General features: G+C 35.2%; 9 protein-coding genes and 1 tRNA gene. 6 read left to right on the forward strand and 4 right to left on the reverse strand.

From position 1 onward, the window contains the following. The first annotated feature begins 8 nt into the window (after positions 1-8). The 5 genes from FUA22_RS08685 to FUA22_RS08705 all read left to right on the forward strand — a co-directional run bounded on the left by FUA22_RS08685 (position 9) and on the right by FUA22_RS08705 (position 9,258). Positions 9-1,610, forward strand: coding sequence for a RagB/SusD family nutrient uptake outer membrane protein (locus FUA22_RS08685; protein ID WP_147767575.1), 1,602 nt, complete (start codon positions 9-11; stop codon positions 1,608-1,610). A gap of 17 nt (positions 1,611-1,627) precedes the next feature. Continuing rightward, positions 1,628-2,785 carry a SusE domain-containing protein gene (locus FUA22_RS08690; protein ID WP_147767576.1) on the forward strand — a complete coding sequence of 386 codons (1,158 nt, stop codon included), beginning with the start codon at positions 1,628-1,630 and terminating at the stop codon, positions 2,783-2,785. Between the two features lie 12 nt (positions 2,786-2,797). Then, a complete protein-coding gene (locus FUA22_RS08695) occupies positions 2,798-5,020 on the forward strand; it encodes a SusE domain-containing protein (protein ID WP_147767577.1) in 2,223 nt (740 codons plus the stop codon). 66 nt (positions 5,021-5,086) lie between these two features. After that, positions 5,087-8,011, forward strand: coding sequence for an alpha-amylase family glycosyl hydrolase (locus tag FUA22_RS08700; RefSeq protein WP_147767578.1), 2,925 nt, complete (start codon positions 5,087-5,089; stop codon positions 8,009-8,011). Between the two features lie 116 nt (positions 8,012-8,127). Continuing rightward, the gene (locus FUA22_RS08705) at positions 8,128-9,258 is read left to right on the forward strand and encodes a glycoside hydrolase family 53 protein (protein WP_147767579.1); all 1,131 of its coding nucleotides are present in this window, start codon (positions 8,128-8,130) and stop codon (positions 9,256-9,258) included. A gap of 70 nt (positions 9,259-9,328) precedes the next feature. On the opposite strand, the gene fsa is transcribed toward FUA22_RS08705, so the two are convergent. The 3 genes from fsa to FUA22_RS08720 all read right to left on the reverse strand — a co-directional run bounded on the left by fsa (position 9,329) and on the right by FUA22_RS08720 (position 12,315). Further along, a complete protein-coding gene (gene fsa, locus FUA22_RS08710) occupies positions 9,329-9,982 on the reverse strand; it encodes a fructose-6-phosphate aldolase (RefSeq protein ID WP_147767580.1) in 654 nt (217 codons plus the stop codon). Between the two features lie 15 nt (positions 9,983-9,997). Continuing rightward, positions 9,998-12,043 carry a transketolase family protein gene (locus FUA22_RS08715; protein ID WP_147767581.1) on the reverse strand — a complete coding sequence of 682 codons (2,046 nt, stop codon included), beginning with the start codon at positions 12,041-12,043 and terminating at the stop codon, positions 9,998-10,000. Positions 12,044-12,233: 190 nt separating this feature from the next. After that, positions 12,234-12,315 (reverse strand) — tRNA-Leu (locus FUA22_RS08720). Between the two features lie 234 nt (positions 12,316-12,549). Here FUA22_RS08720 and FUA22_RS08725 point away from each other — a divergent pair. Then, positions 12,550-13,938 carry a dipeptidase gene (locus FUA22_RS08725; protein WP_147767582.1) on the forward strand — a complete coding sequence of 463 codons (1,389 nt, stop codon included), beginning with the start codon at positions 12,550-12,552 and terminating at the stop codon, positions 13,936-13,938. Between the two features lie 39 nt (positions 13,939-13,977). On the opposite strand, the gene FUA22_RS08730 is transcribed toward FUA22_RS08725, so the two are convergent. Beyond that, a complete protein-coding gene (locus FUA22_RS08730) occupies positions 13,978-14,736 on the reverse strand; it encodes a hypothetical protein (protein WP_147767583.1) in 759 nt (252 codons plus the stop codon). Positions 14,737-14,784 lie beyond the last annotated feature (48 nt).

A 14,784-nucleotide genomic window follows, 5' to 3' on the forward strand; every position in this document is an offset into this window, starting at 1 on the left:
AAATAACTATGAAAACAAGATTTAAAATAAACAAAGCACTTGGTTTTATATTGCTTTTTGCAATGGTATTTACATCATGTACAGATGATTTAGATATAACACCAAATGATGACCAAACAACATTAAGCGAAGACTTATATGTTGATGAAGGAGCCTACAAGCAAGTATTGGCGGGTATTTATGCAAATTTAGCATTAACAGGGACAGATGGTGCAGGCAGTTCTAACTTAAAAAATATTGATGCTGGAACCAGTCAATTTGGGCGTGTACTTTTATATACACAAACATTAGCTGCAGACCAAATGATATGGTCTTATGAGAATGACCCAGGAACCAGAGAGTTACAAAGAAATCTTTGGACAGCTCAAAACCCACTATTATTAGGAATGTTTAGTAGAGCTCACTTATCAATAGCTTTAGCTAATGACTTTTTAAGAGAAACTACTGATGAAAAACTAGACGCTAGAGAGGTTTCCTCATCAGTAAGAAGTGAAATTCCTGCTTACAGAGCGGAGGCAAGACTAATGAGAGCCATGGCATATTATTATATGATGGATCTTTTTGGACAAGCAAATTTTACTACCGAAAATGACGCTCTAAATTCTCAGCTTCCAGCTTATGGTAGAGCAGAATTATTCAACTTTGTAGAATCTGAATTATTAGAAATTGAATCCGATTTAATAGGTGCAAGACAAAATCAATATGGACGCGCTGATAAAGCAGTTGCCTACATGATTTTAGCTAAAATGTATTTGAATGCAGAGGTTTATATTAATGAAGACAGATATAGTGATTGTGTTAGTTATTGTGACAAAATAATCAATAGTGGTTATTCCTTAGCTAGTAACTATTTACACAATTTCATGGCAGACAACAATACCAACTCTGCTATAGAGGAGGTTATTTTCCCTATAGTTTCTGATGGTATTACAACACAAAACTATGGTCCTACAACGGTAATGATAAATGGTGCTGTAGGAAGCATTGAGGAAAACGGAACAGAAGTTGGTGTAGGCGCTGGTGGATGGGGAGGTGCTCTTAGGGTACGTAAACAATTTGCTCAATTATTTGATGGTGCTTTTGGTGATGACGACAGAAACACTTTGATTACGGAAGATAGACCAATTGATATTTCTGATATCTCGGATAAAGATACTGGATACATTATTCAAAAGTATTCAAATGCTACCTCTACGGGAGGATTTGGAGTAGATCAAACTTTTGTTGATACAGACTTCCCTTTATTTAGATTAGCAGACGTATACTTAATGTATGCTGAAGCCCATTTAAGAGGAGGAGGAGGAAGTGCTTCAACGGCACTTGGATATCTTAATTCATTAAGAACAAGAGCTAATAACCCAGCTATTTTAACTTCTGGCGAAATGACTCTAGATTATATTTTAGACGAAAGAGCAAGAGAACTACACTGGGAGGCTCATAGAAGACAAGACTTAATTAGATACGGTAGATTTACTGGAGGTAATTATAATTGGGCTTGGAAAGGAAACGGTAGTAATGGTATTGCTTTACCTGCTCATATGGCTTTATACCCTATTCCATCTGCAAGTTTAGCAGTTAATCCAAACTTAACTCAAAATCCAGGATATTAAAATTTAAAAAATTATAAATGATGAAAAATTTTAAAAACATTTCTAGTATCATTGGTTTGGTTATGCTTTTCTTTGCTACCTCTTGTGATGATACTACAGATAAATTCTATATATCTGACCCAACGGCACCAGTATTGACAAATTTGAGCTTTTCTCAATTAGAGCTAGACGCTTTAAATACGTCAAACCCGGCAGTAACCTTAAGCTGGTCAGAATCAGATTATGGTCAACAAACCGCCGTTAATTACGCTGTTGAATTTGCTAGTGATGAAGCCTTTACTGAATCTTATACGGCTGCAACGGTAACAGGAAGAAACACAATTACTTTTTCAATAAGTGAAATTAATGCAACAGCTGGTAATACTGGTTTAAACCCATTTGAATGGGCTACTTTATATACTAGAGTAGTTGCTTCTTTAGGGACTCAACAAGGTAAACCTATTGCTTCAAACACTCTAAACTTTGATGTATACCCTTATTTCAACTATTCGTTTGAAGATTACTATTTAGTGGGAAGTGCAACAGCACGAGGGTGGAATAATAACGATAATAATCCACCTCTTTTTAGAGATGAAAGTAATAGTCAGATATTCTATTACACAGGTTATTTTGATAAGGCTGGTTCTGATGCAGGTGATGGCAGATTCAAAGTTCTTGAAACTAAGGGACTATGGCAACCTCAATGGGGTACTTCATATCCTGATTTAGATGATACTGATCCAGTAGAAGCTAGTGGAGGTATTGCTAGTAATCCACCAGGTATACCAAACCCAAGTGACCCTGATGATATGAGAGATCCTGGGAGATTTGGCGTAACTGATTCTGGCTACTTTACCTTTACAATCAATTTTGCTAGTAAAACGTTTTCAGTTGAGTCATTCGATGAATCAGGAATTACAAGCCCTACTTCACTCGAAATTCAAGGATCAAGTGTTGAAACTACGACAATGACTGCTTTAACTTTTGATGGTCATATATGGTATGCAACTGGAGTACATTTAGTACCTGGAGAGCTAGCTTTTATAGCTGATGGAAACGCTTGGGGAAGTACAACATCTTTTTCTGGAGTGGCAACTGATGGCGGTGGTTCAATCCCTGTTATTGTAGAAGACGATTATGATATTTGGTTTAATGATTTAACTGGCAGGTATATAATGGTACCGTTAAACTTATAAAAAAATAATACTATGAAGATAAGTATAAAACAAATAAGCAAGTTTTTATTAGGTTTTGCGCTATTATTTATAGCTTGCGAAACCGAAGAAACTCTAGAAATTACGAGTCCTGAAGCAGTGTTTGAACTGCAACAGCCATCTATTTCCAATATAAATTTAAACCCAGAAATACCTGATAATCCTGCATTTACAATTGTATGGACAGATGAATTATCTGGTGGAGGTTCAAGCTATACTGTAGAAATTTCAAAAGACCCTCTTGCGTTTGAAAATCCTATGACATTAGGAACTTCAAGTTCAGACAGGTTTAGTATGACAGTAGGAGAATTTAATGAAGCTCTAATAGGAGCTGATGTACCCGCCTTTGAACCATTTGCAGTTTTCATGAGAATATCAACGGGGTCTTTAATTTCTAATGTAGTAAGTTTTAGTGTATCATCGTATGCCGAAACACCTCCGGTTATCACTAGCCCTGATAATACATTCGAGGTAGTTTTATCTGATGTTGCTCCATCTGACGCAGCATTGACGGTTGAGTGGAATGACCCTGACTTTGGTGAAAATACTACGGTAGAAGTTACCTATGCGTTAGAATTTGGAAAAGCCGGTGATAATTTTGCTGCACCCTTCTTAATTGAACCAGCCGAAAATCCTACCGCAACCTCAATGACTGTTAGTCATGAACAATTAAATGAAGCTGCTTTATCAGTCGGTCTAACAGCAGAAAATGCTGCTGCTCTTGATGTTAGAGTAAAAGCTTCCATAGCACTAACAGGTGGAGATATGGTGCGCCTTTCTGAAAGTTTAACAATTACTGTTACACCTTATGATGTAACTTTACCACCAATTCTTTACGTAGTTGGTGCTGGCGCTGTTGATGCTGGTTGGGGATGGGATTCTCCAGTTGAATTAACCTTATCTGGATCTAAATATGGTGGTAACATTAATTTACAAAACAACGGAGGTTCCGATAACAACTTTAGATTCTTTACAGATGCTTCTTTAGAGTGGAGTTCACCTAGTCAAAACTTCCCGTATTACAGCGACAGAAACTATACAATAGATTCAAATTTTGAAAATGCTAATGATGGTGACAGTAATTTCGCTTTCGTTGGAACCACAGGATTATATTATTTAGAAATAGATGTTGAGAACAGAACCATTACGTTAGGTGATGCTAGAACAGGGCCAAACTGTGACTATGACCAATTGTCTTTAGTTGGGGCCGGTGTTCCTGATGCTGGATGGGGATGGACTACTCCCGTAGTTATTAATTGTACTGGAAATGGAGTTTACACCGGAGCCGTAACATTCCAAAACAATGGAGGCGCTGATAACAACTTTAGATTCTTTACAGATAGATCCCTAGAATGGGGCTCTCCAAGCTTTAACTACCCACATTATGAAAATGCTGGATATATCATAGATAGTAATTTCATAAATGCAAATGACGGAGATAGCAACTTTGCTTTTATTGGTACTTCTGGTGATTATCTTTTGACCATCAATGATACAGCTAAAACAATTACTCTTGAACCAATTGCATGTGAATTTGACGAATTATCGCTTGTAGGTGCTGGTGTACCAGATGCAGGTTGGGCATGGGATACTCCTGTTGTTATACCTTGTTATGGAGACGGTGTTTATTCTGGTGATGTATACCTACAAAATAACAATGGAGCGGACAACAATTTCAGATTCTTCTCAGACAGATCTCTAGAATGGAGTTCGCCAAGTTTTAACTATCCTTACTATGTAGGAGAAGGCTATACAATAGATAGTAACTTTGTCGATGCCATGGATGGTGACAACAACTTTGCTTTTATTGGTGTAACAGGTACATATAATCTTACTATAGACACCATGGCCAAAACCATAACTTTAATTGAGGTTGCAGTACCTAATTGTGACCTAGATCAACTTTGGTTAGTTGGTGCAGGTGTACCTGACGCTGGCTGGGGATGGGATACTCCTGTAGCTTTACCTTGTACAGGAAATGGAACTTACTCCGGAGATGTAACGTTTGGAAATGATGCTTTCAGATTTTTTACAGACAGAACATTAGAATGGGGGTCTCCAAGTTATAACTACCCATATTATGAAGGTGAAGGTTATACCATTGATAGTGACTTTACAAATGCCATGGATGGCGATAGTAATTTCTACTTCAACGGAACTCCTGGAACTTATTTACTGACCATTGATACAGTAAATAAAACAATAACTTTAGAATAATAACATAATTATGTAAATGGGGCATGAGATATTCTCATGTCCCTTTTTACATACCTTCTTTATACCATGAAAAAAATTCTACTTCTTAGTTTATTATTAGTTGGACTAACTTCATTTGGACAGGAACAGACTGGTTCATTTTCTTTCTCCCCCACTAATTTTGGGATAAATGATGAAGTTACCATTACAGTTTCTGGGGTAGATCCAGAAATATGGAATACCGGTGAACCAAATAACATTTTTCTTTGGGCATGGTATTTTGATGGTTGTGGCAACACCGTTGGAGGTCCTTTAATTGGAAACGGTTCTTGGGATAACTCCAATGATGATCTCCAATTAACAAACAACGGAGATGGAACATATAGTTTTGTAATGACTCCATCAATTTTTTTCGGTATATCTAAAATGTCTGGTTTTGGAGTTTTAGTTAAAGCAGATAATGGTAATGGAGATAAAAAAACGCAAGATCATATTGAATATTTGGGACAAGGTATTCATGTTAACATAGCAAATCCTGCCAGCACTGTTGTTCTTAATAGCGGTGACAATCTAACTATTGGTGGTTCTGTTTTTTCTAAAGGTGCTCAGATTGTCAATGTCCCTTATGAAATATTTTTCAATGAAGTGTCTCAAGTTAGTGGTACAACAGGGTTTCCAAACTTTAGTAATACTCTAACTAACATTACAACAAGTGGAACCGTTAGAGTTGAGGCAACTTATCTAGGAGATAGCAATTCGTGCTCAGTAGAAGTCATTGTAGCACCTACCGTTACTGACCAAAATATACCAGCAGGTTTGAAAGAAGGTATTAATTACAATGATTCCGATGATACCAAGGCTACATTAGTACTTAATGCCCCGTTAAAAGACTTTGTTTATGTTGCGGGTAGTTTTAACAACTATAATCCTGGAGCTTCCTATTTAATGAAAAAAGATCCTTCAACTGGAATATTTTGGCTAGAATTAACTGGATTGATATCAGGACAAGTTGAAACCTATCAATATTGGGTATATGACACAAATCCTGTGGCTAATTCTCCAAATATCGTAAAAACTGCCGATCCTTTTTCAACATTAGTTTTATCTCCTTTTGATGACTGGAGTATTCCTTCAACTTCATTTCCAGGTCTTGGCACAACATATGAGTATCCGTCAGGTCAGGAACGTGAAGTTACCGTAATTCAGACTGGTCAAATACCTTATATTTGGCAGGAAACAAATTTTAACAAACCTAAAAAGGAAGACCTTATTATTTATGAAGTATTAATAAGGGATTTTGATTCAGATAAAAATTTTCAAGATTTAATTGATAGAATCTCCTATTTCAAAAATCTGGGAATTAATGCTATTGAATTAATGCCCGTTATGGAATTTGAAGGTAATGAATCTTGGGGCTACAATACGGCATTTCATATGGCCTTGGACAAGTTTTACGGAACTGCGGAAAAATTTAAGGAGTTAATAGATACTTGTCACCAGAATGGAATTGCTGTAATACTAGACATAGCATTTAATCACGCTTACGGAAGAAATCCACTTGTACGAATGTGGATGGACGATGCAGATAACACTGGCTGGGGAGCTCCTAGTAGTGAAAATCCATTTTTTAATCAAACTGCTAAACATAGTTATAGTGTAGGTTCTGATTTTAATCATTCTCAAACTATCACTCAAGATTATGTTAAAAGAGTTGTTGAATATTGGATTGAAGAGTTTAAAATAGATGGTTTTCGTTGGGATTTAACTAAAGGTTTTACACAAAATTGTGAATCAGATGAAGCTTGTACAAATGATTACAATCAAGACAGAGTAGACATTTTAAAAGATTACGCAGATCATTCTTGGAGTTTAGACCCAGACCATTACGTGATTTTTGAACATCTTGGAACAAATGGATTTGGAGATCAAAATTCAGATGGCAAAACGTCGGTGGATGAAGATATAGAATGGGCCAATTATCGTATAGGAGAAGGTAAAGGTATTATGATGTGGAGTGAACAATGGCATCCATACAAAGAATTAGCAAATGGAAAATCAACAGGTATAGATATTTCTGGAATAGGTCATATAGGTAAAGGTTTCGATGGTAAAAGGGTTGTCGGATATCCTGAAAGTCATGATAAAGACAGAATTATGTATGAAATGTTCACCTATGGAGAAAGCGGTATACAAGGAAACTTAAATAATTCCCTTAAAAGAATGTCAGCCATTGGAGCTGTATTCATTACAGTACCAGGACCAAAAATGATGTGGCATTTTGCAGAATTAGGCATGGACGATTCCATCTGGACCTGTTCCAACGGCACTGTTAACTCAGACTACGATGGCAATAATGATGGTGATTGTAAACTTGACACAAAACCCCAACCACAATGGGCCGAAAATTGGCTAAGTGACCCTAACCGTAGCCAAGTGCATAGCGATTGGACCAGAATGATAAAACTTAAAATAAACGAACCTGTCTTTGAGGGTGATTATAATATTACTTCAAGCACGCAAACACCTAGAATAAGTATTTATACGGGTGACGAAAACACTTCAGGTGTAAATCTGAAAAATGTTATTGTTATTGCCAATTTTTCTACTTCAAGTCAAAATGTAAATCCAAATTTTCCTTATGGGGGAACATGGTATGATTTGATGGATGAATCTGGTAGCACAACTATTAGTGGAAGTACAACATCCGTTAATTTAACTGCAGGAGAATTTAAAATGTACGGAAATCAATCGGCTTCCTTAAGTACCGAAGATAAAATTTTTGAAACTGGTTTAATGGTTTATCCAAACCCTTCAAGAAATTCGTTTAGGATAAACAAAAATATTGAAACGGTTTCTATTTATAATCTTACAGGGAAACAAGTAAAATCATTTAGAGGGAATTTTGACAAAGGACATTCCTTTGATATTTCAAACCTACCTCAAAGTATTTATATAGTAAAGATTAATAGCAAATTGGGAGTGCAAGAAACTCTCAAAGTAGTTAAACTGTAGTTTAGTTTTTCAGTTAGTTTAGTTGTAACAAAAAAGCCTCTCAAATTTGAGAGGTTTTTTTAATCATAATTTAACATAGGGTTGGTTTATTAACTTTGTATTCAAAACTTTATAAAATGAAATCTATTTTAGGTGTTTTTTTCCAGTGTATTATCATACTCAATTTGTGTTCATGCCAAAACAATGTCAACAAGAACACCGATGAAGATATTCCTGAACAAGAAATTTCATTTTATTATGGAGCCGATTTATCATATGTAAACGAAATGATTGACTGCGGAGCAGTGTATAAAAACAACAATAGTAAAGATAAAGATGTTTATAAAATTTTCTCGGACTCAGGATGTAATCTAGTTAGAGTTCGTTTATGGCATAACCCAACTTGGACCAATTATTCAAACCTTGCCGATGTTAAAAAAACCATTTCTAAGGCAAAATCATTAGGTATGAAAGTGCTTTTAGACTTTCATTATTCTGATACTTGGGCAGACCCTCATAAACAGCTTATCCCAAAAGCGTGGGAAAATCAAATTGACAACACTTCGGCTCTAGGTGAACTTTTATATAATTATACTTTAGAAACTCTTAATGATCTTAAAGTTGCAAACCTAACACCAGATATAGTTCAAATAGGCAATGAAATTAACCCAATGATACTCCAAGGGGAGACTTTGATTTGGCCCATTGATTGGACAAGAAATGCTTACTTAATTAATAAAGGAATTCAAGCAGTAAGAGATTTTTCAAACGAGGTAGAAGTAATGTTACATATTGCTCAACCAGAAAATGCATTACCCTGGTTTAGAGATGCTACAATTAATGGTATTAATGATTATGACTGGATTGGATTATCCTACTACCCTCTTTGGTCTGAATATAAATTAAATGATGTTTCAACACCAATCAAAACTCTAATAACCACCTATAACAAACGTTTGATGATTGTTGAAACAGCATATCCATTTACCCTTCAAAATTTAGATTCTGCAAATAATATTTTAGACAATAATGCGCTTATTTCTGGTTATCCTGCATCAGAGCAAGGTCAATTAGATTATTTAAATACTTTAAAGTTAAAGATTGAAGAAGCAGGAGGTGAAGGATTAATCTATTGGGAACCTGCCTGGGTATCAACAAGTTGCTCAACGCTTTGGGGACAAGGTTCTCATTGGGATAACGCCACGTTATTTAACCATGACAACAAACCTTCACTGGGTATGAAATTTTACAATGGTTCTAAAAACTAATAATATAAAATGAAAAAGCGTTCAACTTCTATTTCAAAATTGAACGCTTTTCTATTATAAAAACTATCGTTTAGTTTCCTTTTTTGTAATCTGCTAAAAACTTAGCTAAACCTATATCTGTTAATGGATGCTTTAATAATCCTGTGATTGATGATAAAGGTCCTGTCATTACATCTGATCCTATTTTAGCGCAATCAATTACGTGCATAGTATGACGAATAGATGCGGCTAATATTTGCGTTTCAAAACCGTAGTTATCATAAATCTGTCTAATTTCAGCAATAAGGTTTAAACCGTCTGTTGAAATATCATCTAATCTACCTAAGAAAGGTGACACATAAGTTGCACCTGCTTTAGCAGCTAACAAAGCTTGGCCTGCCGAAAAAACTAATGTTACATTGGTTCTAATACCTTTATCTGAAAAATATTTACATGCCTTAATCCCATCAGCTATCAAAGGCAATTTTACAACAATTTGAGGATGTAAAGCAGCAAGTTCTTCTCCTTCTCTTACCATACCTTCAAAATCTGTTGATATTACCTCAGCACTAACATCACCTTCAACTATGTCACAAATCTTTTTGTAATGTGCAATAATATTATCAGCTCCTGTAATTCCTTCTTTAGCCATTAATGATGGGTTTGTTGTAACACCATCTAAAATCCCTAATGCTTGTGCTTCTGCTATATCATCAAGGTTTGCCGTATCTATAAAAAATTTCATTTTCTTCTTAGTTTATTATTTTATTAAAACAGTATTTAAATACTCTAATACATTTTTGCTTGCTTGCTCTCCTGTGAAACCAAACTTTTCATCTAGAACACCTGCAGGTGCAGAATATCCAAAATGGTCCAATCCAAATACTTTCCCATTTTCACCTACAAGTCCTTCTAAATTTACAGGTAAACCTGCTGTTAAACCAAATAATGGTTTGTCCTTTGGAATAACACTGTCTTGATATCCTTTAGATTGTTGTTTGAATAAACCTTCTGAAATTATTGAAGCAATACTTACTTTTAAATTCTCTTGAGACTCTAAAATATCTGCAGCTGCAATTAAAGTTGAAACTTCAGATCCGTTAGCAACTAAAACAACATCAGGGTTTTCTACTTCCTTCACCAAGTAACCACCCTTTTCAGCTCCTAAAGCTTCTTCATATCTAGATGCTCCTTGTGCAGGTACATCTTTAATACCTTGTCTTGAAAGGATTAATCCTGAGGGTGTATTAGTGTTATCCAAAGCCATTTTCCATGCAACTGTTGCTTCAGCCGAATCTGCTGGACGCATTGCTAAGAAACTTGCATTTCCACTATGATTTTTAAGCTTTTCTAATAATCTTATTTGAGCTTCTTGTTCTACAGGTTGATGTGTAGGTCCATCCTCCCCTACTCTAAAGGCATCATGTGTCCACACATATTTAACTGGTAATTCTTGAATAGCACTTAACCTAATAGCAGGTTTCATATAATCTGAAAACACAAAGAATGTTGCTACTACAGGAATAATACCCCCATGTAAAGCAATACCGTTTGCAATACAAGCCATAGTTAATTCAGCTACTCCTGCTTGTAAGAATGAGCCACTAAAATCACCTTTCTGTAATGCTGATGATTTCTTTAAGAATCCATCTGTTTTATCACTGTTAGATAAATCTGCCGAAGACACAATCATATTTTCAACATTCTCAGCTAAATACCCCAATACATTTGAAGAAGCTACTCTTGTTGCTAAGCCTGCTTTATGTTCTATAGATTCAAAATCTAACTCAGGTAATTGTCCTGATAAGAAGAAATCTAATTTATCAGCTATAGCTCCATTTTCTTGTCTCCATGCATTAATTTCTGCTTTCTTTTCTGCAGCTTTCGCAGTTTTATCAGCTATTAAATTATTATAAAACTCACTAACGTCTCCATATATATCAAATGGATTTTCAACGTCAGCTCCTAAATTAATTAAAGTCTTTTCGTAATCTGCTCCGGTATGTCCAATAGGCTGACCGTGTAACTCACAATATCCTTCAAACATACTTCCATCTGCTGCAACACAACCTTTACCCATTATGGTTTTTCCAATAATAAGTGTTGGTTTTTCAGTTTCATTATTAGCATCAGTTAAAGCCTTTCTAATTTGATCGTGATCATGACCATCAATAGTTACAACTTTCCATCCCCAAGCTTCATATTTAGCAGCCGTATCTTCGCTTGTTACCTCATCTGTAGAAGTTGATAATTGAATGTCATTAGAATCAAAGAACATAATAAAGTTACTCAATCCTAAATGACCAGCTATTCTGCCAGCTCCTTGAGAAATCTCTTCTTGAATTCCTCCATCAGAAATGAATCCGTAAATTTTATGATTCATCCAATCTCCAAAACGAGCTTGTAAAAATTTAGCAGCAATAGCGGCACCAACACCCATGGTGTGCCCTTGTCCTAATGGACCAGATGTGTTTTCAATACCTCTAGCTACATCTACTTCTGGGTGACCAGGTGTAATTGAACCCCATTGTCTAAAATTAGCAACATCATCTTTAGCATAATTTCCTAAAAGATAATATTGCGCATACATTAAAGTTGACAAGTGACCAGCATCCATAAAGAAACGATCTCTAAATGGCCATGTCATATCAGATGGATCATAATTAAAGAATTCTGAATAAAGAATATGCATAAAATCTGCACCTCCCATTGGCCCTCCAGGGTGCCCTGAATTTGCCTTCTCTACCATTGCTACAGCCAATGCTCTAATATTATCCGCTGATTGCTGATCTATTTGTTTGTTCATTTTAATGTATGGTTAATTTTTATTGAATTTATTCCTCGTTTTAGTAAGAAATATTTTTTTGCAAATATATAATCTTTAATTAGTTGAGATGGCAAAAAGCAAATATTTTCATGAAAATTAACGAAACCGCTTAAGTTGTTTTCAAAACACAAAAAAAGCCTCTCAAATTGAGAAGCTTTTCTAATTTCAGTGCGGGCGGAGAGACTCGAACTCTCACACCTCGCGGCACTAGATCCTAAGTCTAGCGTGTCTACCAATTCCACCACGCCCGCAAAAGGACTGCAAATATAATCAATACTTTTAAATTGCAAACTTCTACCCAAAAAAAACATTCTTTTTTATACATTTCTTCAGTATAAAATCAAATTTTGTTTTCAAAAAAACTACAAAATTTAGTTTTACTTCAGGAATCACTTCGTTAGTACATATTTTTATTTTCATTCAGCTTCAGTAAATTTTAGAATGAAAAAAAATCATGTACTTTTGATAGATTTAAAACCATTCTTATGAATTCCATAAAAGCATATATACAGGAAAATAGACAGCGTTTTTTAGATGAATTAATTGAACTTATTAAAATACCATCAATAAGTGCAGATTCAACTTATAAAAATGATGTCATTAAAACTGCCGAAGCTGTTAAAGCAAGTCTAGAAAAAGCAGGTTGTGATTCTGTTGAAATTTGTAAAACTGAAGGCTACCCTATTGTTTATGCCGAAAAAACAATAGACCCTAATTTACCAACGGTATTGGTTTATGGACATTACGATGTACAACCACCAGACCCATTAGATTTGTGGCACTCACCTCCTTTTGAACCCGTTGTTAAGAAAACAGAAAAACATCCGGATGGGGCAATTTTTGCCAGAGGTGCTTCAGACGATAAAGGCCAGATGTTTATGCATGTAAAGGCCATGGAATTTATGACCTCCACTAACCAATTACCATGTAATGTGAAATTCATGATTGAAGGTGAAGAAGAAGTAGGCAGTAAAAATCTTGGGACCTTTGTACAAGAAAACAGGGAACGTTTACAAAACGATGTTATACTTATCTCGGATACTGGAATGATTAGTAATAATACCCCATCAATTACCACAGGAATTAGAGGACTAAGCTATGTTGAAGTTGAAATAACTGGCCCAAACCGAGATTTACATTCTGGATTATATGGTGGTGCAGTAGCCAACCCCATCAATATTTTAAACAAAATGATAGCATCACTTCATGATGAAAACAATCATATTACCATTCCAGGATTTTATGATAAAGTAGAAGAACTTTCTCAAGAAGAACGCGCTGAAATGGCAAAAGCACCATTTTCATTAGAGGCATATCAAAATGCTTTAGACATTGAATCTATTCACGGAGAAAAAGGGTACACTACAAACGAAAGAAACTCCATAAGACCAACATTAGATGTAAATGGTATTTGGGGTGGTTATATAGGTGAAGGTGCCAAAACAGTAATACCAAGTAAAGCTTACGCGAAAATATCCATGCGTTTAGTACCCAATCAAGATTGGGCAGAAATAACTGAATTATTCAAAAACCATTTTGAGAGCATTGCCCCAAAAGGAGTTAAAGTTAAAGTAAAACCACATCATGGTGGCAACGGTTATGTTACGCCATTAAACAGTATAGGTTATCAAGCCGCCTCAAAAGCATATACCGAAACTTTCGGTCAAATTCCAATACCTCAACGTAGCGGTGGTAGCATCCCAATTGTAGCACTATTTGAAGAAGAACTCAACAGTAAAACCATACTCATGGGCTTCGGTCTTGATAGTGATGCTATTCATTCTCCTAATGAACATTTTGGTGTTTGGAACTACTTAAAGGGCATTGAAACCATCCCCTATTTTTACAAATATTTTACAGAATTATCTAAATAAGTTAAAAAGGGTTGAACATATGTTCAACCCTTTTTAAGTCTATTTGTTTACTACTTTTATAACTCTATATAATCTTGAGTTATCCGGACCTGCAACATTTTTTTGATATTCATCAAAAAAGCCATCTGGAAATGGAGTCCCTTCTTTATGTCTTGGATTTAAAGCATCACTTAGTTTTGAAAACAAATTATAAGAATATGCTTTGTAAGGGAATTTTTCTGATTTTGGCTCTAGTATTACAGCATTCCCCCAGCCCTTTCTTTTAGATTTCCCAGCATCCATATCTGCCTTAAAAAATGGCTTCACTTTATCCGCTTCAAATCTAAAATGCCATCCAAGGTCTTTCACATTATGATATTTAATCCTAACAAAATTAAAATCATCTCCTGTAGCTCCGGGCACCTGAATATGGTTTTTTAAATCTCTTAAAACAATCATATCGGTAGTTGTACTCAAATGCCTTGTTTCCATGTCTTCCATTTTTACATCTGGAAACATATCCTTAATTCCTCCCCAATTAATTTCTTTATCAATATCTGTAAATCCATTAACAATTAAAATATTTGGTTCGTTTTCTAAATCTGTTCCTCCTATTCTAACAAATACTCCCCAAAAAGTCATATTGCCTTTTTCAATTTCACTTTCAGCAAACTTGCTCCAATACTTTACTTCTCGTTTTATGACCTCTTCCATGTCTGTGTCTGCAACTCTCCTATGCATGTGTACGGAAGTGCCTTGTGCTTGAATAAATTGACTACTCATTAACATAATGAATAGCATCATAATTGTTTTTTTCATAATGACTTATTTAGTTGGTTAATAATTTGTTTGAAAAAAATACCAAAC

Origin of the sequence: Seonamhaeicola maritimus (assembly GCF_008056315.1) — a bacterium.
Lineage (GTDB): Bacteria > Bacteroidota > Bacteroidia > Flavobacteriales > Flavobacteriaceae > Seonamhaeicola > Seonamhaeicola maritimus.